The following is a 21,431-nucleotide window of genomic DNA, read 5'->3' as shown; positions in this document are numbered from 1 at the left end:
CCCTGCCCGTCCCGCACCCATCGAGATCGGCTTTCTTCAGCGCCCTCCTAGGCCGTGTCTCGTGGATCTTGGGCGATGGGATTCGTGATCCAGGCCGCGCCTGGCAAGGCGGAGGCCCGAGCCGTTGTATTGGAATACCCGGTCGGGCCGACAACGCAGCCAGGGGCGGCCTGGGCGCGAATACCGCGGTCAAGATCCGCGAGACACGGCCTAGTGTGTCGGTGGTGGCGAGTGCCGAGCTCGAACGGCTGCGGTGGCCGCGTGTCGTCGGCGCACCGCACCCGCTGCTGGCAGCGCATCTGGCGCGGCGCCACACGGGTTTCGTGGAGCGGACCCGGCCACGCCACCTCGTGGTCCCGGCGTCCGCCGCGGTGGTGGTCGTCGTGAAGCTGCGCGACTCGGCATACCGCCCTGCCGCGTTCGTGAAGGGCCCGCGCCACGCGCACCTCGTGCCGGAGGGCGAGTGCGCGGCCTCGTACCTGGAGATGTGGATCCGCCCGCTCAGCGGTTACACGCTGCTGGGCGTTCCGCTGAACGCGCTCGGCGACCAGCTCGCTGATCTGCGTGACCTGCTCGGAGCCGACGGCCGGCGGCTCGCCGAGCAGCTGTGCGACGCGAGCACATGGCGCCACCGGTTCGCGATCGTGGACCGGTTCCTGCTGGAGCGGCTCGACGGCGGGCCGCGCCCGTCGCCCGAGGTCGCCCGGGTCCTGCAACGCCTGGTCGCGACGGGCGGGGCGGCGCGGATCGGTCACCTCGCCCGTGAGGTCGGGTGGAGCCACAAGCACCTGATCACCAGGTTCACGCAGCAGGTCGGCCTGTCCCCGAAGGCGGCGGCGCGGCTGGTGCGTTTCGCCCGCGTCCTGCGCACGCTCGACCAACCGGGCGCGCCACGATGGGAACGGATCGCGGCAGAGACCGGTTACGCCGACCAGTCCCATCTGGTGCGAGAGTTCCGCACGTTCACCGGGGTCACGCCGACCGCGTTCGTGTCCCGCTGACATCTCGGCCGCACATGCGAACGGATCCCGGCCCCGGGGGGACGGAGGCCGGGATCCGTTCTCTCGACCGTCGCGCCTTGCGGCGTGACGGCCAGCTCAGGGGCTGTCAGCTGGTAGGTCTGCGGTCGGCTGCAGCGGAGTCGTCGCTGCGACCCTTGTCCTCCGACGTGGAGCGGTTGCCCCCGTCCTCCTCGTCGCTTTCCTGCTCGGTGTCGTCCTGCTTGCCGCTCTGCCGCTGGTTGCCTTGTTGTTCGTCGCTTTGTTGTTCGTCGCCTTGTTGCTGGTTGCCTTGTTGTTCGTTTCGGTCCCGCTGGTTGCTTTCTTGCTTGGCGCCGTTCTGCCCGGCGCTGTCCTGCTGGTCGCCCTCCTGCTCGGTGTTGTCCCGTTCCGCGCGGTCGGCGGGAGGTCCGGCGGGACGGTCGGGATTGCCCGGTGCGGCGGTTGGCGGGACGCCTCGGCCCGAGGTAGCGCCGGGCTCGTCGACGGGCGGTGCTTCCGGCTCCTCGCCGTCCCCGCCGGGCACGGAGCCGGATCGGGATGCGGCGGGGTCCGGCTCGCCGGCTGCGGTCCTCTCCGTGAGACGGTCAGGCTCATCCGACGGCGACGGCGTGGCCGTCGGGGTGAGGGTCGCGACGGGCCGGTCCGCAGGCGGGGACGACGGCGCGCTGGACACGGTCGCGGCGAGCGCTACGCCGCCGGTGGCACCGGCCAGGAGAACCACGGCGGCGACCGCCTTGGCGGCGAGGACCTTCGAGAGGGCGGTGCCGAGCAGCGACGGCTTCCGCGAGGGAGCGAAGGCGGGCGGCGACGCACGCTGCGCGTTGACGAACGCGGCCACGGCGACCGGCTCGCCCGCGAGCTCGCTCGCCGTGCCAGGGCCGGCGGCGGCGGCGAGGAGCCGGTGGAGGCCGGCCGGCCCGTCGCCGCCGTCGAGCAACTGCTCGGTGGCGTCGCGGGTCAGGCGGTCCGAGGTCGAGGTGCGCATCTCGGGCCCTCCAGCGCCGGGCGGGCGCAAACCGTTACACATGCCCCTCGCCTGTCCAGTCGTCGTCCCGGATGACCCGGGCCAGCCGCTTCAGGCCGCGGTGGGCGGCCACCCGGACCGCGCCGGGTCGCTTGCCGAGCACCTTTCCCGCGCTCGTGGCGTCGAGGCCGATGACCGCGCGCAGGAGGACTGCCTCCGCCTCGGTCTGCGGCAGCGCGAGGATCTGGGCCATCGCCCACCGGGTCGACATCCCCTCCACGGCCGAGCCGTGCGCATCGGCGGTGTCGGGGTGTTCGGCGAGCACATCCATCGCGTTCGGCTCGGCGGAATGCCGGGTACGAGTCCGCGCCCAGTCCATCGCGCGGTTGCGGCAGATGGTGCTGACCCAACCCCGGAATCCGTCCAGGTCGCCCTGGAAGCCATGCAGGTCGCGGGCCACCTGCAGCCACGTCTCGGCCGTGACGTCCTCCGCTTCGGCGCCGACCAGCGCCGTCGCGTACCGCAGCAGCCTTGGCTGCAGGTCGCGATACAGGGCGACGAACCCGGCCTCGTCGCCGCGGGACGCGCGGCGCAGCGCGTCGTCCAGGCCTGCCTCGGTCCGCGGTGGGACCACGTCGCCCGGGGCAGCGCGCACTCGTCCTCCACCGTCCTGTCGGGGACGGGGCGAGGGGCGTGGGGAGCACCGCCCGAACCGTCCGCACCGACAGCGCTGCACGCCGCCGTACCGTTACATCACGGCTCCCACCTCGGCATTTTGCCGGGACTACGCACGAACGGGCCCCGGCCCCGAGGGGGAGAGGCCGGGGGCCGTTCGGGCTGTCGTCCCGCCTCCTCGGGGCCGTAAGGAGGCGGGACGACAGGCTAGATCGGCCGGATCAGCCGCCCGAGCTGCGCTCGGCGCCACCGCCCTGACCGCCCTGACCGCCCTGCTTGGCCTGGTCGCTCTTCCCCTTGGATCCGCTCTCCTCGGCGTCCTTGGAGTCGGCCTTGTCGTCGTCCTTCGCGGGGCGGTCGGCAGGCGGGCCGGTGAGGTGGTCGGGGTTGCCGGGGGCAGCCGGGGGCCGGCCGCCCTTGTCCTCGGCGGTGTCCTTCGGGGCGCCCTTGGGTGCGGCGTCCTCGTCGTCGGCGTGGCCGGGCGCGGCGGCGGACTTGCCGGGCTGGTCGAGGCTCTCGCGCACGGCGCAGAATCCGGGCACGTCCCGTTCCGAGCCCGCCGCCTCGAGGAGTGAGCGGAAGGCCGGGTTCTCGGCGGCCTTGCCCGGGTTATCGGTGGCGCCCGCTGCCCATGCCCTGCAGAGGCCGATGATCGACGGTTCGGGGGAGGGTGCCTTCGTGGCGTCCGGCGCGTCGCCGTTCTCGTCGGAGTCGGAGTTGGAGTCCGCGTTCTCGTCGTCGGCTGGCTCGGGGTCGGCCGTCTCCGTCGAGGTCACCGTCTCCTCGGTCGAGGACGGGCCGCTGGACGCGTTCGCGGCGAGCGCCACGCCGCCGGTGGCGCCGGCCAGCAGGACGACGGCGGCGAGGGCCTTCGCCGCGAGGATCTTGGACAATGCGGTGCTGAGCATCGAGGGTCTCCGGGTGGGTGCGCTGGGGAGCGAGGTCTCGCGGGGAGCACCGACGAAGGCGGCAACGGCCGCCGTCTCGCCGGCGAGCTCGCTCGCCGTGCCGGGGCCCGCGGCAGCGGCGAGGAGCTGGTGGAGACCGGCGGGGCCGGGACCACCGTCGAGCAGTTGCTCCGTGGTGGCCGCGGTCAGGCGGTCCGAGTTCGAGGTGCGCATCTCGGGCCGTCCAGCGCCGCACCCCCGCAAACTGTTACGCATCGTCCTCACCCGTCCAGCGGTCGTCTCGGATCGCCTCGGCCAGTTTCTTGAGACCGCGGTGGGCGGCCACCCGCACTGCGCCGGCTCGCTTGCCGAGCACCTTGGCCGCGGTCGGGGCGTCCAGCCCGACGACCGCACGCAGGAGCACTGCCTCCGCCTCGGTCTGCGGCAGCGCGAGGATCTGGGCCATCGCCCACTGCGTCGACATGCCCTCCACCACCGACCTGTGCGCGTCGGTGCCGTCCGGGTGCTCGGCGAGCGTGTGCATGTCGGTCGGGTCGGCGGGCCGGCGGGTGCGGGTGCGGGCCCAGTCCATCGCGCGGTTGCGGCAGATCGTGCTGACCCACCCGCGGAACCCGTCGAGGTCGCCGTCGAATCCGCGCAGGTCCCTCGCCACCTGCAACCAGGTCTCCGCCGTGACGTCCTCCGCCTCGGCGCCGATCAGGGCGGTGGCGTACCGCAGCAGTCGGGGCTGCATGTCGCGGTAGAGGGCGACGAACCCGGCCTCCTCGCCGCGGGACGCCGCTCGCAGTGCATCCTCCAGATCTACATCGGCTCGTGGTGGGATCACTTCGCCCGCGGTAGCACGCACACGTCCTCCACGTCCTTTCTGGGGACGGAGGGCGGGAACGTGGGGAGCGCCGCCCGGAACCGTCCGGACCGGCAGCGCCGCGCGCCGCCGGACCGTTACACGGGCGGCCGGATGGGGAGGTTCAGCCCATCCCGTTCTCGGCGATGGTCAAGGCCCCTGAGGCGATCTCTTCTCCGGTCAGGGACGAGTGGGCCGCCCGGCGACGACGATCCCGTAGAGGATGTGGTCGAGCGCCACCAGCGCACGCCACAGCACCCGGCGCTCGCGGGCGTGCCGGACGCCGAGGACCGGGGCGATCCCGAGCTCGAAGGCGAGCCAGATCGCGAGGCCGTATGCCGGCCCGGCTGCCGGGTGCCTGCGGATGTCGGCCGGGAGCAGCCCGAACACCAGCCCGCCGCCGGTGCCGTACGTCCAGTGGGCCGCTTCGATCACGGCACCCCGCGACCGTTCGGGCAGCCGGCGCACCAGCGCGGGCGCCTTCTCCTCGACGATGGCCACCGGAGGGCTCTGCTCGTGCCGGCCGACCGCCGCGGTGACCGTCCGGAGGCCGGTCATCGCCATCGCGCCGATCAGCCCGCGCGCGCAGGCTCGCGCCGTCGCCCACCGGTTCGTCCTTGTCGTCACCACGAGCACGCCCCTTCCTGGCGGTGGGGTGCCCGCCCCCGCACGGGGTAACCGTGCTCCCGAGGGTCACGGCCAGGGCGACCGGGCGGCGCGCGCTCGCTGTCGCGCCGTCACCGCGAGGACGATCGACACGACGAGGGCAGCAGCGAGGAGGAACACCAAGCTGGCCGCGGCCCACATGAGCACGCCGATCCGCATGGTGCCGAGGTCATCGGCGTCCGTCAGTCGGCTGCCGATGGTCTCGAGCAGGCCCCCCACGACGAAGGCGGCCCACCACACGTGGTGCAGGACGGGGACCCGGACGCGGTCCCACACAGCGCGCTGTGCCGGCCACGGCAGGTCGGGATCGCTCGCCCGCCAGATCTCGTCGTGGATCACCTTCGGCATCACCAGCGACACGAGGGGGATGAGCCAGGCGGCGACCGCCCAGCCGGTGCCCGGCGGGAGCTCGACCGCGCCGAGGCGGGGGAGGTTCGCGCGGGCGCGCCGGAACCAGACGATGTAGGCGATCCCGGCAACCAGGAAGGCGACGACCTCCGCGATCGTGAGGGGGAAGGAGAACGCGTCGATCGCCTCGGCGGTGCGGGTTGCTTCCTCCTGGCTGTACTCGCCTGCTCCGAGCGCGCGGTAGAACTCGGCGAGCCGAAGCTCGACCGGGAGGGACACGAGGTCGGCGAAGGCAGCGCAGCAGACGAGGACGACGACCAAGCGGGCCGGGCGTTCGAGGCCTCGGAACGGCGCGGCACCGGCTACCGCGGGCTGCTCCGGGGTCAGGGGTGTGCTCATGGCGCGGACGGTAAGGCGCGCCGTGGGGAGAGGTCCCCGAGCGCGGTTCACCGCCCCAGTACAGCGGCGACCTCCGGGATCCGGTCGATGTAGCCCCTCACCAGCTGGCGCGCCACAGCGACGCTGTCCACCAGCGGGTGCAGGGCGAACGCCGTGACGGCCTCGTCCGCCGACCCGGTGAGGGCGGCGGAGATCGTGTGCCGCTCGACGGCCTTGACCTGCGCCATCATCCCGATCTGGTGCAGGTCGGGCTGGTCGGTCGAGAGTGGGTGCACGCCGCTGGAGTCGACGAGGGTCGGTACCTCGATCACGGCGTCGTCGGGGAGCGCTGCCACCGTGCCGCGGTTGCGCACGTTGAGGATCATGGTCCGGCCCTCGTTGCGGCTGATCGCGGCCATGACGCCGAGCGCGACTCCGGCGTAGCCCTGGTGGGAAGGGTCGGTTTCGGGGCGCCGGTCGCCCGAGGGCTCGTCCTGGGTGCCGCCCCTGGCCTCTGCCATGTAGGACGCGGTGCGCCGGGCGACGGTGGCGCGCCACATGTCGGCGACACCCGGCCCGGACTGCGCCGCGCGCCGGTAGAACTCCTCCTGCGTGCGGGCCAGGAAGTCGCCCCGGGTGGTGCCGGAGTCGACGATCGCGCGCACCGCGTCGCGGTTGAAGTAGTAGTAGTACAGGTACTCGTTGGGGATCACGCCGAGCGAGCGAACCCAGTCCGCCCCGAAGACCTGCCCCTCCTCCAGGCGGCCGAGCAGTGCGTCGTCGCCGAGCACCTCCGGCAGCACGTCCCGCCCGTCGTAGAGCACCCGGCGCATCCACCCGAGGTGGTTGAGGCCGACGTAGTCCATCCGCACCCGGGTGTGGTCGAGGTTCAGCAGGCCTGCGACGCGCCTGCCGAGCCCGGACGGGGTGTCGCAGATGCCGAGCACGCGGTCGCCGAGCACACCCTGCATCGCCTCGGTGACGAGGCCCGCGGGGTTGGTGAAGTTCATGACGTACGCGTTCGGCGCGAGGGCCTTGACGACGTTCGCCACCTCGACCATGACCGGCACCGTGCGGATCGCGTAGGCCAGCCCGCCGGGGCCGGTGGTCTCCTGGCCGAGCACGTTCAGGTCGAGCGCGACGTGCTCGTCGCACCGGCGGCCCTCCAGTCCGCCGACGCGCAGCGCGGCGAACACGAAGTGGCTGCCCTCGACGGCGTCCTGCAGGTTCGTGGTCGGCTTGAGCGCAGGGGCGTCCGGAAACCCGGCGGCGAGCTCGGCGAGCACCGCGACCATGGCGTGCAGGCGCGACTCGTCGACGTCGTACAGCGCCACCTCGTCGACCCGCGGCGACCCCGAGTCGCGCAGGAGCGCCTGGTAGACGTACGGCGTCCGGAAACCTCCGCCGCCGAGGATGCAGAGCTTCATGCTGCCCTTCTAAACGACGAGCACCGATCGGCCGGCGTTCCGGCAGATCGCGAGCGTCTCTTCGGGTGCCCCGGCCGTGGTGACCAGGGTGTCGACCTCGGGGAGGGAGCACAGGCGCAGCGCGCCTCTCCCGGGGAACTTCGTCTCGGCCGCGAGCAGCACGACCCGGTCGGACGCGGCGATCATGGCATGTTTGATCGGCGCCTCGACGGCCATGTTGTCCACCACGTGCCCGTTTGCCCGCACTCCCGTGCAGGTCAGCAGCACGAGGTCGGCGCTGACCTGGCTGAGGGCGAGCTCGGCGAGCGACCCGACGAGCGAGCGGTAGTTGCGGCGCACCACACCGCCGAGCAGGACCAGCCGGACCGCGTCGTCGTCGCGGAGCTCGTCGAACACCGCGAGGTTGGATGTGATCACCGTGACGTCGCGGCCGCGCAGGTGCCGCGCGACCAGCGGGGTGGTGGTGCCGATGTCGAGGATGGCCACGCCACCGTCCGGGACGAGCTCGGCCGCTGCCGCGGCGATGCGCCGCTTCAGCGGAGCGTCCTCGCCCGCGCTGAACGGTTGCTCGATCTCCGAGCGGCCGCCCTCCTCCACGGTGGCGCGCGGAGCGACCACCGCGCCGCCGTACGTGCGCACGAGCTCGCCGTTGCGGTCGAGGGCCTCCAGGTCGCGCCGGATCGTGGACTCGCTGACCCGCAGCGCGGTGGCGAGCTCGCGCACCGACGCCGACCCGTCCGAGCGCAGGGCACGGACGATGCGGTTGTGGCGCTCGCGCGAGATCACGGCGTCGACGGTAGCGCGAGGTCGCGCAAAGTCAATCAGACTCGTGCACAAGCGTCCCCTGAGTGAGCATGCTTCACCAACTGACGCCATGTCTGTAACCTGCGCGACACGAACGCTGCGCAGGCTTGCTCGAACCTGAGCATCGTTCGTCGACCGGCATCGATGAGGAGCGCCCGTGGCAGACCGCACCGACAGCCCTGGCGGCTGCGATCTGCTGTTCGCGGGCGACGTCTACTGCGACCTGGTCTTCGCAGGCGTCCCCGCCCCGGAGATCGGCGGCGAGGTGTTCGCCGACGGCTTCGCCGTCACTCCCGGCGGGGTGGCGAATCGCGCCGTCGCCGCCGCCCGTGCGGGCGCCCACACCCGGCTGCTGTCCCGCCTCGGTGACGACCCGCTCGGCCGGCACGTGCACGGGTTGCTCGACGCCGAGCCGGAGCTCGACACGTCCTGGCTGACGAGCGTCGCAGGGCACCAGAGCCCGGTCACCGTCTCGCTCGCCGGTGCGGGCGAGCGCAGCTTCATCACCTACATCGAGGAGCGCCCTCACCTCGAGCTGCCGGCCAACCACGGCCCGATCGGCGCCACCCACGTCGGCGTCGCACGCGAGCTGCCGCCATGGGTCGGACAGCTGCGCGCGTCCGGCACCACGATCGTCGGCGGCGTCGGCTGGGACGCGACGGGCCGCTGGTCGCGGACCGTCCTGGACCGACTGGCCGACGTCGACGTGTTCGTCGCCAACGACCTCGAAGCCACCCGCTACACGCGGACCGATGACGCCGCCACCGCCGCGAAGGCCCTCGCCGAGCACGTCCCGCTCGCGGTCGTCACGTGCGGGCCGCGCGGGGTGATCGCGGTGGACGCCGAGCGCGGCGACGTCGTCGAGGTGCCCTCGGTCGCGGTCGACGTCGTCGACCCGACCGGCGCGGGCGACGTGTTCGTGGCGACGTTCATGGCGGTCCGGTACGGATGGCGGCACGGATGGGATCTGGAGACGCAGCTGCGTTTCGCCGGTCTGTCCGCCTCGGTGTCGGTGACCGGCCTCGGTGGCGCCATCAGCGCGCCGCGAACGGCTGACCTGCTCGCCTTCCTCGCGCGGGAGGACCCCGCGGGCGACTGGGCATTCCTGACCGCAACGAAGGGACCGTCATGATCCATCTGAGGAAGTCGTTCCTCGCGGTTGTCGCATTGGTGAGCCTGGCCGCCTGTGCACCCGGCCCGGCGGCGCCGGCCGCCGACCAGCAGCTCGGCCCGGTGTCCACGAACGTCGGCACCGAACCGATCACCCTCACCGTCTGGGACCAGAACACCGACCCGGGGATCAACGACGCCCAGGAACAGCTCAACGCCGCCTTCCACGCGAAGTACCCGAACGTCACGATCAACCGGGTCAGCCGGTCGTTCGCCGACCTGAAGACCACGCTCAAGCTGGCCCTGTCGAGCGACGAACCGCCGGACGTCGTGCAGGCCAACCAGGGCTACCCGGACATGGGTGCCTTCGTGAAGGCCGGGTACCTGCGCCCGCTGAACGACTACGCCGACCTCTACGGGTGGACCGGCTACTACCCGCCAGGCCTGCTCGCGCTGAACTCGTTCTCGCCGGACGGCAAGACATGGCAGGGCGACAACCTGTACGGCGTCTCGCAGACCGGCGAGCTCGTCGGCCTCTACTACAACAAGGCCGTACTCGCGAAGGCGGGCGTCACCACGCCGCCCACCACCGTCGCCGAGCTCACCGACGCGATGGCGAAGGTCAAGGCGGCGGGCGCGCTCCCGCTCAGCTACGGCGACGTGGAGAAGAGCCCCGGCATCCACCTGTACGGGTTCGTGCTCACCGCGCTGGCCGGGCAGCAGGTCGTCAACGACCTGATCACGTCCAAGAGTGGTGCGTGGACCGATGCCCAGCAGGTGCAGGCCGCGCAGGTGATCACGGACTGGGTCGGCAACGGCTACGTGACTCCCGGTGCGAACGGCGTCTCCCGTGACCAGGCCGTGGCGAGCTTCGGCAACGGCGAGGCCGCGTTCCTGATCACCGGCACCTGGTACCAGGCCACGCTCGAGGCGGCCGCCGCCGCGAAGGACATCGGCTTCACCGCGCTGGTCCCGAACGGCGCGGCCACACCGCAGACCATGGGCGGTGAGGGCCTGGCCTGGGCGCTGACCACCAAGACGAAGCACCCGGACGCGGCCGCCGCCTACGTCGACTTCATCACCGACGAGCAGGCCGCGCAGGCGCTCGTGAAGACCGGCAACCTGCCAGCCGTGGTGCCCGCCGACCCCGCGCCCGCACCCGGCACGCTCGCGGGCGACATCAGCGGCGCGTACAAGACGATCTCGCAGGCCGACGGGATCTCGCCCTACCTCGACTACGCGACGCCCACCTTCTACGACACCCTGACGGCCGCCGCCCAGGACCTGGTGGGAGGGCACCAGTCTCCCCAACAGTTCACGCAGACCCTGCAGGACGACTACGCCGCGTTCGGCGCGAGCGGGCGCTAGCGTGACCCAAGGGATCTCGACGGGGTCGCTGGTCGACGCCCCGAAGGTCGCCGCGCCCGATACGCCCGTGGCGCGGCGGCCCTCGCGGCGCGGCCTGGTCGGCTACCTCTACGTGCTGCCGGCCTTCGTCGTGTTCGCGGTGTTCCTCGGCGTCCCGTTCCTGCAGACGTTCCAGTACTCGTTCTTCGACTGGGACGGGCTCTCCTACGCCACGTGGGCGGGCCTCTCGAACTACGTCGACGTGCTCACCGACGCGCGGCTGCGGGCGGCGTTCGGCCACGCGCTCGTCCTCATGATCTTCTACGCCGCCGTCCCGATCGTGCTCGCGCTGCTGCTCACCGCGTTGATCTCCCGCGCGCACAAGCTCCGGGGAATGAGCGTGTACCGCACGGTGCTGTTCCTGCCGCAGGTCATCGCGTCCACCGTGGTGGCCACGATCTGGGTGTCGATCTACTCGGGTGACGGGCTCCTGAACGCGGGCCTGCGGCTGGTCGGGCTCGGTGACCTCGCGCGGGTGTGGCTCGGCGACTACTCGACGGCGCTGATCGCGATCGGGTTCGTCGGCACATGGGTGAACGCGGGGCTGTGCCTGGTGCTGTTCCTGTCCGGCGTCGGCAACATCGACCCGGCGCTCTTCGAGGCCGCCCGCCTGGACGGGGCGGGCGCTGCGCGCGAGTTCTTCGCGATCACGCTGCCGTCACTGCGCGGGCAGATCGCGGTGGCGCTGACGCTCACGATCGTCTCCGCGCTCAAGACCTTCGACCTGGTCTACGTCACGACGAGCGGCGGGCCGGGCAACGCGACGACGGTGCCGGCGTTCGAGGCCTACAACCGGGCGTTCAACACCGGTCAGGTCGGCTCGGGCGCCGCGGTCGCGATCGCGCTCACCGCCGTGATCATGGTCGCCACCGCGCTCATCGGCAGGCTGCAACCGAAGGACGCCGCATGAACCTCTCGCTGCGGGAGAAGGTCGTCGATCACGTCGTCCTGATGTTGTTCGCCGTGTTCGCCGTCCTCCCCCTGATCGGCGTGCTGATCTCCGCGGTCACCCCGGCGGCCGAGAACTCCGGTGGATTCCGGTTGCCCGGCTCGATCGACCTGAGCAACTTCGGCGCGGCGTGGGAGCACGGCCACTTCGGCAGCTACATGCTCTCCAGCCTGGTCGTCACGGTCGCGGTGGTCGCGCTGACCACCGTGCTGGCCGTCCTCGCCGGGTTCGCGTTCGCCCGCCTGGACTTCCCCGGCTCCGGCCTGATCTTCTTCGTGATGCTGGCCGGGCTGATGCTGCCCGCCGAGGCGTTCATCATCCCGCTGTACTTCAACCTCCGCGGCGCCGGCCTGAACGACACGTTCGCCGCCCTCGTGCTGCCGCAGACCGCGCAGTCGCTCGCGTTCGGGATCTTCTGGTTGCGCAACCAGTTCCGCACGTTCCCCACCGAGATCATCGAGGCTGCCCGCCTCGACGGCGCCCGCGACCTGCGCGTGCTCTGGCAGGTCATCGTGCCCGCGTCGATCGCCCCGATCATGACGATGTGCGTGCTCATCACGATGTGGACGTGGAACGAGTTCCTCCTCCCGCTGGTCCTGATCACGAGCGAGGACCGGCGCACCGCCCCGCTCGGCCTGGCGTTCTTCAAGAGCGCCCACCTCACGGACTACTCGGCGCTGTCCGCCGCGGGCGTCATCGTGGCGCTGCCGATCGTCGTGCTCTACGTGTTCCTGCAGAAGCGCTTCATCTCGGGGATGTTGAACGGCATCGCCGATCGCTAGTTCTCGAGCCGATCTCCAGCCCTGACGCACCCCTTCTCCGCTCCCGCGACCCGTCGACGGATCGCGCGGACCGACACGGGGTGCGCGAGCATAATCCGGGTGTGTAGATCCGTGAAACGTCGGTGACAGCCCTGTGAAACGGGGTGATCCGATAGTGGTGGCAGCTCTCCTGCCGCAGATCCTCGGAGGGCGTGCACCCTGAAGGGGGAAATGGATGAAATATGCATTCCGGCTTGCCTTGGCCGTTGTCGCAAGCCTCACCGTCATGGCTACATCAGCTGGGCCGGCGCTCGCCGCCGACTGCGATCAGTGCATGAAATGGCCTGATGGCACCACCTACGATCCCGACGCTGGCAACACCCCCTACACCGGCAGCGATGGCACCGAACCTGGTGGCAACGCCGATCCTGGATGGGGAGTGGGCAACCACATCGGGGAGGGCGGCCCGGACGACCCGGAGGAAGACCCTCAGCCACCGGCGCCGGACACCGGTACGCCGATCCTCGGTGGGGGACGTCTGGTGGGCGAGCCGATCAGGCCGGAGTCGTCGGAGTAGCGCGGCAACAGACCGCGGCCATCCGCAGGTCGAGCCACCGTCGGGATCCACACGCCCCAGTCCGACGTCACGACCCGGTGGGACGGCATCATCAGTACCCGCACGCGCCGGCACGTGTGGCTGCTGAGGCTCGCGAACAAGGTGCTCGTGCCGATTCCCGGGCGGCCTTCACCGCCGACCACGCGGACCGGATCGATGCCCTCGTCGCCGGACTGGGAGCCAGGTCCCGCTGACCCACGCCGTCGACGGGTAGCGGACGCCGTTTGACGCCGGTCACAGCTCTACTCTGGTCAGACGTGACTGTGGCGTGAACGGGGTCGTCGACGCTTTCGTCGTGATCGGGGTCGTCGTCGCGGTCGGCTACCTGGTCGGGCGGGCCGGTGTGCTCGGGCCTGCCGCCACCCAGGTGCTCTCGCGGGCAGCGTTCTTCGTCGCGTCCCCTGCGCTGCTCTTCAGCACTCTGGTCCGCACGGACGTGGGAGCCGTGTTCTCCGATGGCCTCGTCGTCACGGCGGTGACGAGCGTGCTGGTGTGCCTGCTCTACCTGCCGGTCGGGCTGCTGCGCAGGCGGCCGGCGGGGGAGACCGCCGTGGGGGCGATGGCGAGCGGCTACGTCAACGCGGGGAACCTCGGGCTGCCGATCGCCACCTACGCGTTGGGGAACGTGACCGAGGCCGTCCCGGTGCTGGTCTTCCAGCTCGCGGTGCTCACCCCGTTCTTCACCACGGTGCTCGGCGTGCTCGCGGAGCGGGCCGACGGCGCCCGTCCACCCCTGTGGCGGATGGTGACCGCGCCGCTGCGCAACCCGATCGCACTGGCCACGGCCGCCGGGATCGCGGCGTCCGCGACCGGGCTGCTCCCGCCCGAGCCGGTGATCGCCCCGATCGAGCTGATCTCGGACCTGGCCGTGCCCGGGATGCTGCTCGCATTCGGGATCTCGCTCTGCGGCGCGAAACGGCCGGGTGCGGGGGATGCCGCCCCGCTACTGGCGACTGTGCTGCTGCTCAAGTGCATCGTGCATCCGGTGCTGGCGCTGCTCTTCGGCCTGCTGCTCGGGCTCGAGGGGCACGCGTTGCTCGCGGTGGTGGTCTGCGCAGCCCTGCCGACGGCCCAGAACGTGTTCGGCTACGCGGTGCGGTTCGACCAGGGCGTCGCGCTGGGGCGGGACGCGGCGCTGAGCACCACCGTGATCAGCGTTCCGGTTCTCTTCGTCGTGGTCGCTGTGCTTGCCTGAGGGGAGCTCGCAGCCCATCTCCGGATGAGCCACAACCGGGTCGGCGGCACAGCCGCGCTGGCTTCGGCAGAACAGCCACAGTGCTATCGGCAAGACATCCATGCACATTTCGGCAGAACGTCCACGACGAGTATCGTGGACGACATGCCCGGCGCGCGCGATCTCTATCCTCGTCGCTCGCACGAGCGCGTGGTCGCAGCGCTTGGCGACACACGGGTGGTCGTGCTCAACGGCGCTCGTCAGACGGGCAAGAGCACGCTTGCCCGTCTCGTCGCCGACAGTCGCCCGGGCACCGAGATCCGATACCTCGATGACGCCGCTGTGCGGGCCTCCGCCGCAGCTGATCCGGCCGCATTCGTCCGGCATGACGGTCTACAGGTCATCGACGAGGTCCAGCGGGTACCGGATCTGGTTCTCGCCATCAAGCACACGGTCGATCTCGATCCTCGGCCTGGCCAGTTCCTGCTCACAGGATCCGCGCGATTGTTCGCGATGCAGCAGATTCCGGACTTGCTGCCGGGTCGATCCGAGACGATCGAGTTGTGGCCGTTCTCTCAGGGCGAGATCGACCGAACAGCCGACGGATTCGTCGATGCCATTTTCGAGTTCGGTCAGGATCTCGTGCCCAAACCATCCACTCTGCACCGGTCCGACTACGTACAGCGTGCTCTGGTGGGTGGGTATCCGGAGGCGGTGCGACGCGTGGACCCGGGCCGGCGGGCGCGGTTCTTCGAGTCGACGGCGTCGGATCTCATCAGCCGCGACGTCCGCCAGCTCAGCGACATCGAACGCCCCGCCGACATGCGCCGCCTCCTCGGTGCGGTCGCTGCCCAGATGGCGACGCTCGTCGTTCCCGGCACCCTTGCCGGCCGGTTGCAGATCCCGGTGAACACACTCAAACGCTATCTGGACCTTCTGGAACTGCTCTACATCGTCGACCGGATCCCGGCCTGGTCCACGAACCTGACCACCCGGGCCATCGCCACGCCGAAGTTGATCGTCAACGACTCGGGTCTCGCCGGGCATCTCGCCGGCATCACGATGAGGCGTGCCGCCCATCAGACCGCCCCGATCGGTCCGCTCCTGGAGAACTTCGTGCTCGGCGAGCTGTCCCGCCAGCTGAGCTGGACCGCAGAGTCTGTCCGGCTCTACCACTACCGTGATCGAGACGGCTACGAGGTCGACGCCGTACTCGAACATGCCTCGGGCGACGTGGTCGCCATCGAAGTGAAGGCTGCCGAGACCGTCCGCGCCGACGACTTCCGGGGGATTCAACGCCTGGCCCGACGGCTCGGGGATCAGCTGATTGCCGGGATAGTCCTCTATGCCGGAACGCAGCCACTCCCATTCGGGGACCGGCTGCGAGCCTTCCCGATCTCCACCCTCTGGACCAGCTGACCGGCCCCGACGGCCGCGAAACGCTCATCGGTGGAACAATCAAGGTTGGAACACTCACCGATGAGCGTGTCTTCGCCGCAGGCCTCACAGCGACTCGAGTCCCGCATGCCCGTCGCCGGCCCGGATGAATCGGGTCATGCCGAGCGACTGACTCGCCGGGGCAACGGCGGGGATGTCGTCCGGCAGCAGGAACGCGCGGCTCACCACCTCGTCCATGACGAGCACCGACTCCACCGCCTTGATCTGCGGCAGCACCGACAGCACCTCGGTGACGAACTCGTGCACCTCGGCGACGTCGCGCCCGCGGACGAGCAGCATCGCGTCGTGCTGGCCGGTGGTGACGGCGCAGTACTCGACCTGGGGCATCTCGACGACCCGGCTCCGGAAGCTCTTCCAGGACTGCGGCCGGACCGTGACGAACACGAGCGTGCAGATCCCGAAGCCGACCTTGCGCGGGTCGACCCGCGCGCTGAACCCGGTGATCACGCCGCGCGCCACCATGTTCTCCACGCGGGTGTAGACGGTGGCCCGCGAGACCCCGACCTGCTCGGCCAGCGCGGACATCGAGATCCGGCCGTTGTCCCGCAGTCCCGCCAGTATCCGCCGGTCGACCTCGTCCGGATTATCGATTCGTCCAGCGGGGCCGCCGCTCGACTCCTGGCTTCCGGACACTCGGGAACCCTTCCATCCGATGGATGTGGTTTCGTCTGAGCGCCAGCGTCGCTACTGGACGAACTGCAAGTAATGTCGCATGATACCCGCCGAATCGTCCAGTGGACGCGAGATCGCACCGCCGACCGCGAGCTGGGGCCGAGTCAGTTCTGCGTGGAGGTGCACATGTTCGGTGCGAGGCGATCCGCCGCGCTCGCCGCCGCTGCCGCGGTCGTGCTCGCGGTGGCGGCCTGCGGGTCGGGAGGCTCGGGTGGTGGGTCCGGTTCCGGGCCGACGCTCGTGATCGACTCGACGTTCGATCTGAAGACCGTCGACCCCGGCCGCGAGTACGAGCTCACCGGGCAGATGCTCACGCACGGCATGTACGAGACGCTCCTGACGTTCGCGGGCGACGACCTCTCCACCCCGGCGCCCGGCCTCGCGTCCTCCTACGAGCTGTCGCCCGACGCGAAGACGCTCACCCTGACCCTCGCCCAAGGGCGCGTGTTCTCCGACGGCAGCCCCGTCACCGCCGACGACGTCGTGTTCTCGCTGCAGCGGGTGATCGGGATGAAGGGCAACCCGTCGTTCCTGCTCGATGGCGTGACGGTGGCCAAGCGGGACGACTCGACGGTGGTGCTGACCAGCGCCGAGCCGAATGCGGCCCTCCCGTTCATCCTGCCCAACCCGGCGCTGTCGGTCGTCAACTCGAAGGTCGTGACCGCCAACGGCGGCACCACGGACGACACGGACGGCGCGGAGGCGTTCCTCAACTCGACGTCCGCGGGGTCCGGCCCGTACACGCTGAAGTCGCTCGACGTCGCCAGCCAGGCGGTGCTCACGAAGAACCCGGCGTACAACGGGCCCGCCAAGCCCGCGTACGACAACATCGTGATCCGCAACGTGCAGGCCGCCACCCAGTCGCTGAACGTCCAGAAGGGCGACTCGCAGGTCGCCCTCGACCTCTCCGGCGACCAGGTGAGCGGGCTCGACCAGGGCAAGCTCACCGTCACCAGCGGGCCGTCCGCCTACACGATCTTCCTGTTCCTCAACCAGGGCGCGGACATCTCCACCGCCACCAGCAACCCGCAGTACGTCTCGGCGGTGAAGAAGGCCATCGACTACCCCGGCCTGCTGCAGGTCGCGGGCACGGGTTCGGTGCAGCCGGCCAGCATGATCCCCACCATGATCTCGGGTTCGCTCCCGGCGGCGGAGGCGCCGAAGCAGGACGCGGCCGGCGCCGCGGCCGCACTGGCCTCGAGCGGGGTGAGTGGGCAGCCGCCGAAGCTCGCTTACCCGAGCGACTTCACGCTACTCGGGCTGAGCTTCCAGACGATCGCAGAGCGGCTGCAGTCGCAGCTGGCCGCGGCCGGCATCACGGTCGAGCTGGCGCCGGCGCCGGTGGCGACCGAGCTGGACAACTACCGCAACGGCAAGGAGCAGATGGGGCTCTGGTACTGGGGGCCGGACTTCCCGGACCCGTCCAACTACCTGGCCTTCGCCCCGGACGGACTGATCGGCAAGCGCGCGAACTGGCCCGCGAGCGCCGCACCCGACATCGACCGCGCGGCCAAGGCCGCGGCGGCGGCCGTCGACCCGGCCGAGCGCGCGAGCCTCTACCAGGAGTTCCAGCGCAGCCTGAACGCAGGCGGGCCGTTCATCCCGCTCGTCCAGCCCGCGACCAACATCGTCACGGCGAAGTCGGTGACCGGCGCCGCTTACAACCCGATCTGGACGCTGGACCTCGGTTCCGTCGGTGTGGCCGCCGGTGGTCAGTAGCGCGCTCGCCCGGTACCTGCTGCGCAGGCTCGGGGTGTCGGCCCTGCTGATCGTCGGCGTCACGCTGGTGACGTTCGTGCTGACGAACCTGGTGCCCGGCGACCCCGTCGCGGCCAACCTCGGGCAGCGGGCGGCGGAGAACCCGGCCACCGTCGCGGCGTACCGGGCGCACTACGGGCTCGACCGGCCGCTGCCCGTCCAGTACGTGACGTACCTGGGCAACCTGCTCCAGGGCGATCTCGGCGAGTCGCAGCAGACGCACCGGCCGGTGCTCACCGACCTGCAGTCGGCGGTCCCGGCGACGTTGGAGATCGCGATCGGCGCGATCGTGCTGTCGGTGCTGATCGGCGTCGGCTTCGGCGTGGTCGCGGCCGTCCGGCGCGGGCGGCTCGCCGACAGCGTGCTGCGGCTGGTGTCGCTGGTCGGGATATCGGTGCCGACGTTCTGGCTGGCGCTCGTGGCGTTCTACGTCTTCTCGTTCCAGCTGGACCTGGCCCCCGGTTCGGGACGCCTCGCGCCCGCGACGACCCCGCCGCCGCACGTCACCGGCCTCTACACCGTGGACTCGCTGCTGGCGGGGGAGTGGGAGACCTTCGGGGACGCGCTGGCCCACCTGATGCTGCCGACGCTGGTGCTGACCCTCTACACCGTCGGGCTGCTCACCCGGTTCACCCGCTCCGCCGTGCTGGAGGTGCTGGAGCAGGACTACGTCCGCTCGGCTCGGGCCAAGGGTCTGCCGGGCCGGACCGTGCTCGTCCGGTACGTGCTGCGCGCCGCGATGGTGCCGATCCTGACGGTGGTTGGCCTTGCGTTCGGCGCGCTGCTGTCGGGCACCGTGCTGGTGGAGGAGATCTTCGCCTGGCCAGGGCTCGGGTCCTACGCCTACCAGGCCGCGTCGCACCTCGACCTGCCTGCGGTGATGGGCGTCGGGTTGCTCGTGGGCGTCATCTACCTGGTGATCAACCTGGTCGTCGACCTGCTCTACGGGGTCATCGACCCGCGGGTGCGGATCTCATGAGCACGGTGGCCGAGGGGCCGCTGCGCGCGCGGTTCCGCACGCGGATCCCGCAGGCATGGCGCACCCCGCTCGGCGTCACCGGCGCCGCGGTTGCACTGGTGTGGATCCTGATCGCCGTGCTGGGCCCGGCGCTCTGGCCGCACGACCCGCTCGCCCAGGACTTCGCGCGGCTGGAGGCGCCGAGCGCGGCCCACTGGTTCGGCACCGACGAGCTCGGCCGCGACGTGTTCACCCGCGTGCTGGCCGGCGCTCAGGTGACGATGCCCCTTGCCATCCTGCTCGTCGGGTTGTCCGTCCTCATCGGGGGCGTCCTCGGCCTCGCCGCCGGGTTCTTCGGGCGCTGGGTCGACGAGACCGTGATGCGGCTGACGGACCTCGTGATGGCGTTCCCGACGGTCATCCTCGCGATGGTCGTCGCTGCGTCGCTCGGTGCGAGCCTGCTGAACGCGGTGCTCGCCGCGCTGGTCGTCTCGTGGCCCGCCTACGCCCGCGTCACGCGCGGGTTGGTGGTCGGTATCCGGGAGGCCGACTACGTGCTGGCGGACCGGCTGCTCGGCTTCTCGCCGCTGCGATCACTGGGAACCGACATCGTCCCGATGGTGACCGGGCCGGTGCTGATCCTCGCCAGCCTCGACATCGGCACCGCGACACTCCTGCTGTCCGGGCTGTCGTTCCTCGGGCTGGGCGCGAAGCCGCCCACCGCGGAGTGGGGCTCGATGGTGGCCACGGCGATCCAGAACTTCGACTCGTGGTGGCTGGGCGTGTTCCCGGGCCTCGCGATCCTGACCGTGGTGATGGCGTTCAACTTCCTCGGGGACGCGCTGCGCGACGCTCTCGACCCGCGCACGGCGGGCGTGCTGGGGAAGGCGGAGACCCGATGACCGCCCTCCGGATCGACGGCCTCACGCTGCGCATCGGCGAGGCCGAGATCCTGCGCGGCGTCGACCTCGACCTGGAGGCGGGCCGGATCCAGGGCCTCGCGGGCGAGTCGGGGTCGGGCAAGACGATGACCGGCCTGGCGGTGATGGGCCTCCTGCCGCCCCGCGCTCGGGTCGGGGGCGCCATCACATACGGCGGCCGCGACCTGCTCGCGCTCACCCCGCGACAACGCAACGACCTGCGGGGCACCCAGATCGCGATGGTCTTCCAGGACCCGTCCACGAGCCTGCACCCGATGTTGAGCATCGAGGCTCAGCTGACCGACCACCTGCGCCACCACCTTCGGCTCGACCGCGCCGCGGCCCGCGCCCGCGCCGTCGAGCTCCTCCAACGGGTGCGCATCCCGGACCCGGCAGCCGCCCTGCGCCGCTTCCCGCACCAGTTCTCCGGCGGGCAGCGCCAGCGCATCGCGATCGCCATCGCGCTGGCCTGCTCCCCGTCCGTCCTGATCGCCGACGAACCGACAACCGCCCTCGACGTCACGGTGCAGGCCGGTGTGCTGCACCTGCTGCGCGACCTGGCCCGCGAGATGGGGCTCGCCGTGCTGCTGGTGACCCACGACCTCGGGGTGATGAGCGCGGTCGCCGACCAGGTGGCGGTGATGCGCGACGGCGAGGTCGTGGAGAACGGGGAACGCCACCAGGTGTTCACCACGCCCGCCCACCCCTACACGGCGTCGCTGCTCGCGAGCCTGCCCGGGGCAGCGGGCGGCGTCCGGACCCTCGACGACGTACGTGCCCTGGAGGAGTCGTGACGCTGCTCGAGGTCGACGGGCTCGAGGTGGTCTACCGCGGCAGGCCTCCCGTCCGCGCCGTCGACGGCGTGGACATCGCAGTGGATGCCGGCGAGGTGTTGGGCCTGGTCGGGGAGTCGGGGTGCGGCAAGTCGACGGTGGCGCGCGCCATCTGCGGGCTCGTCCCGCCTGCCGCGGGCACCGTGTCGTTCGACGGCCGCCCGGTCGAGCCGCTCGGTCTGCGGCGCCGCCCGTTGGAGCTGACCCGGATCCAGATGGTGTTCCAGGACCCGTACGGCTCGCTGCACCCGCGGCGACCGGTGGGCGTACAGATCGGTGACGGCGTCCGGGCGGCCGTGGGCCGGGGCGCGGAGGGGTCCGAGCCGGGCTGGTGGCTGGAGCGGGTCGGCCTCGACCGCGGCGCCGCACGCCGCTACCCGCACGAGTTCTCCGGCGGTCAGCGCCAGCGGATCGCCATCGCCAGGGCGCTCGCCGCCCGCCCGGACCTGCTGATCGGCGACGAGCCGATCTCGGCGCTCGACGCGTCCACCCAGGCGATCGTCGCGGCGCTGATGCGCGACCTGGCGGTGGAGAGCGGCGCCGGCCTGCTGTTCATCTCGCACGACCTGACGGTGGTGCGGCTGATCGCCGACCGGCTGGCCGTGATGTACCGGGGCCGGATCGTCGAGTCCGGGCCGGCGCGCACGATCTGGGAGGACCCGCAGCATCCCTACACCCGGGCGCTGCTCGCGGCCGTTCCCCAGCCCGACGGCTCGGGCACGATGCCGGAGCCGCCGGTGGACGGGGTGGAGTTCCCGCTGGAGCCGATGCTGCGCTGAGGCGGCGGCTCTGCGCGGGCC

22 protein-coding genes are annotated in these 21,431 nt (G+C 71.3%); 13 read left to right on the top strand and 9 right to left on the bottom strand.

Annotation, left to right across the window (positions count from 1 at the left end; all coding sequences use genetic code 11):
• Positions 1-224: 224 nt before the first annotated feature.
• Positions 225-1,001 (top strand): helix-turn-helix domain-containing protein, encoded by a 777-nt coding sequence (locus tag K1T35_RS38005; RefSeq protein WP_220256540.1) that lies wholly within the window; start codon positions 225-227, stop codon positions 999-1,001.
• A 106-nt stretch (positions 1,002-1,107) separates the two neighbouring features.
• On the opposite strand, the gene K1T35_RS38000 is transcribed toward K1T35_RS38005, so the two are convergent.
• The 8 genes from K1T35_RS38000 to K1T35_RS37965 form a co-directional block, all read right to left on the bottom strand.
• A complete protein-coding gene (locus K1T35_RS38000) occupies positions 1,108-1,986 on the bottom strand; it encodes a hypothetical protein (protein ID WP_220256539.1) in 879 nt (292 codons plus the stop codon).
• 34 nt (positions 1,987-2,020) lie between these two features.
• Complete coding sequence (locus tag K1T35_RS37995; RefSeq protein WP_220256538.1) at positions 2,021-2,620, bottom strand: RNA polymerase sigma factor; 600 nt, start codon at positions 2,618-2,620, stop codon at positions 2,021-2,023.
• A gap of 241 nt (positions 2,621-2,861) precedes the next feature.
• Positions 2,862-3,761, bottom strand: a complete 900-nt coding sequence (locus K1T35_RS37990) for a hypothetical protein (protein WP_220256537.1) — start codon at positions 3,759-3,761, stop codon at positions 2,862-2,864.
• Between the two features lie 34 nt (positions 3,762-3,795).
• On the bottom strand, positions 3,796-4,374 hold the full coding sequence (locus K1T35_RS37985) for an RNA polymerase sigma factor (RefSeq protein WP_255621173.1): 579 nt from the start codon (positions 4,372-4,374) through the stop codon (positions 3,796-3,798).
• A 198-nt stretch (positions 4,375-4,572) separates the two neighbouring features.
• Positions 4,573-5,019: a DUF1440 domain-containing protein gene (locus tag K1T35_RS37980; protein ID WP_220256536.1), complete on the bottom strand. Its 447-nt coding sequence runs from the start codon at positions 5,017-5,019 to the stop codon at positions 4,573-4,575.
• Between the two features lie 66 nt (positions 5,020-5,085).
• Positions 5,086-5,805: a DUF4328 domain-containing protein gene (locus K1T35_RS37975; RefSeq protein WP_220256535.1), complete on the bottom strand. Its 720-nt coding sequence runs from the start codon at positions 5,803-5,805 to the stop codon at positions 5,086-5,088.
• Positions 5,806-5,852: 47 nt separating this feature from the next.
• Positions 5,853-7,211: a 6-phospho-beta-glucosidase gene (locus tag K1T35_RS37970; RefSeq protein ID WP_220256534.1), complete on the bottom strand. Its 1,359-nt coding sequence runs from the start codon at positions 7,209-7,211 to the stop codon at positions 5,853-5,855.
• A gap of 9 nt (positions 7,212-7,220) precedes the next feature.
• A complete protein-coding gene (locus tag K1T35_RS37965) occupies positions 7,221-7,997 on the bottom strand; it encodes a DeoR/GlpR family DNA-binding transcription regulator (protein WP_220256533.1) in 777 nt (258 codons plus the stop codon).
• A gap of 175 nt (positions 7,998-8,172) precedes the next feature.
• Between K1T35_RS37965 and K1T35_RS37960 the strand changes: the two genes are divergently transcribed.
• From K1T35_RS37960 to K1T35_RS37930, 7 genes are all read left to right on the top strand, one after another.
• Positions 8,173-9,147, top strand: coding sequence for a carbohydrate kinase family protein (locus K1T35_RS37960; protein ID WP_220256532.1), 975 nt, complete (start codon positions 8,173-8,175; stop codon positions 9,145-9,147).
• The gene (locus K1T35_RS37955; RefSeq protein ID WP_220256531.1) at positions 9,144-10,493 is read left to right on the top strand and encodes an extracellular solute-binding protein; all 1,350 of its coding nucleotides are present in this window, start codon (positions 9,144-9,146) and stop codon (positions 10,491-10,493) included. Before K1T35_RS37960 ends, K1T35_RS37955 begins: the two co-directional genes overlap by 4 nt.
• A 1-nt stretch (position 10,494) precedes the next feature.
• On the top strand, positions 10,495-11,442 hold the full coding sequence (locus K1T35_RS37950) for a carbohydrate ABC transporter permease (protein ID WP_255621172.1): 948 nt from the start codon (positions 10,495-10,497) through the stop codon (positions 11,440-11,442).
• Positions 11,439-12,263: a carbohydrate ABC transporter permease gene (locus K1T35_RS37945; protein ID WP_220256530.1), complete on the top strand. Its 825-nt coding sequence runs from the start codon at positions 11,439-11,441 to the stop codon at positions 12,261-12,263. Before K1T35_RS37950 ends, K1T35_RS37945 begins: the two co-directional genes overlap by 4 nt.
• A 214-nt stretch (positions 12,264-12,477) precedes the next feature.
• On the top strand, positions 12,478-12,819 hold the full coding sequence (locus K1T35_RS37940; RefSeq protein WP_220256529.1) for a hypothetical protein: 342 nt from the start codon (positions 12,478-12,480) through the stop codon (positions 12,817-12,819).
• A gap of 307 nt (positions 12,820-13,126) precedes the next feature.
• On the top strand, positions 13,127-14,053 hold the full coding sequence (locus K1T35_RS37935; RefSeq protein ID WP_220256528.1) for an AEC family transporter: 927 nt from the start codon (positions 13,127-13,129) through the stop codon (positions 14,051-14,053).
• Positions 14,054-14,197: 144 nt separating this feature from the next.
• Positions 14,198-15,451, top strand: a complete 1,254-nt coding sequence (locus K1T35_RS37930; RefSeq protein WP_220263100.1) for an ATP-binding protein — start codon at positions 14,198-14,200, stop codon at positions 15,449-15,451.
• Positions 15,452-15,535: 84 nt separating this feature from the next.
• On the opposite strand, the gene K1T35_RS37925 is transcribed toward K1T35_RS37930, so the two are convergent.
• Positions 15,536-16,123, bottom strand: coding sequence for an Lrp/AsnC family transcriptional regulator (locus K1T35_RS37925; protein ID WP_220256527.1), 588 nt, complete (start codon positions 16,121-16,123; stop codon positions 15,536-15,538).
• A gap of 165 nt (positions 16,124-16,288) precedes the next feature.
• On the opposite strand from K1T35_RS37925, the gene K1T35_RS37920 reads away from it, so the two are divergent.
• The 5 genes from K1T35_RS37920 to K1T35_RS49460 are packed head-to-tail and all read left to right on the top strand — an operon-like array spanning position 16,289 to position 21,410.
• The gene (locus K1T35_RS37920; protein ID WP_220256526.1) at positions 16,289-17,881 is read left to right on the top strand and encodes an ABC transporter substrate-binding protein; all 1,593 of its coding nucleotides are present in this window, start codon (positions 16,289-16,291) and stop codon (positions 17,879-17,881) included.
• The gene (locus K1T35_RS37915) at positions 17,871-18,899 is read left to right on the top strand and encodes an ABC transporter permease (protein ID WP_220256525.1); all 1,029 of its coding nucleotides are present in this window, start codon (positions 17,871-17,873) and stop codon (positions 18,897-18,899) included. Before K1T35_RS37920 ends, K1T35_RS37915 begins: the two co-directional genes overlap by 11 nt.
• Positions 18,896-19,780, top strand: a complete 885-nt coding sequence (locus tag K1T35_RS37910; protein WP_220256524.1) for an ABC transporter permease — start codon at positions 18,896-18,898, stop codon at positions 19,778-19,780. The genes K1T35_RS37915 and K1T35_RS37910 overlap by 4 nt, the downstream gene beginning before the upstream one ends.
• Positions 19,777-20,592 carry an ABC transporter ATP-binding protein gene (locus K1T35_RS49465; RefSeq protein WP_255621171.1) on the top strand — a complete coding sequence of 272 codons (816 nt, stop codon included), beginning with the start codon at positions 19,777-19,779 and terminating at the stop codon, positions 20,590-20,592. The genes K1T35_RS37910 and K1T35_RS49465 overlap by 4 nt, the downstream gene beginning before the upstream one ends.
• A complete protein-coding gene (locus tag K1T35_RS49460; protein WP_255621170.1) occupies positions 20,589-21,410 on the top strand; it encodes an ABC transporter ATP-binding protein in 822 nt (273 codons plus the stop codon). The genes K1T35_RS49465 and K1T35_RS49460 overlap by 4 nt, the downstream gene beginning before the upstream one ends.
• Positions 21,411-21,431: the final 21 nt, after the last annotated feature.

Origin of the sequence: Pseudonocardia sp. DSM 110487 (assembly GCF_019468565.1) — a bacterium.
Lineage (GTDB): Bacteria > Actinomycetota > Actinomycetes > Mycobacteriales > Pseudonocardiaceae > Pseudonocardia.
Note: the sequence above shows the minus strand (reverse complement) of the source record. Positions and strands in the feature narration are given on the sequence as shown.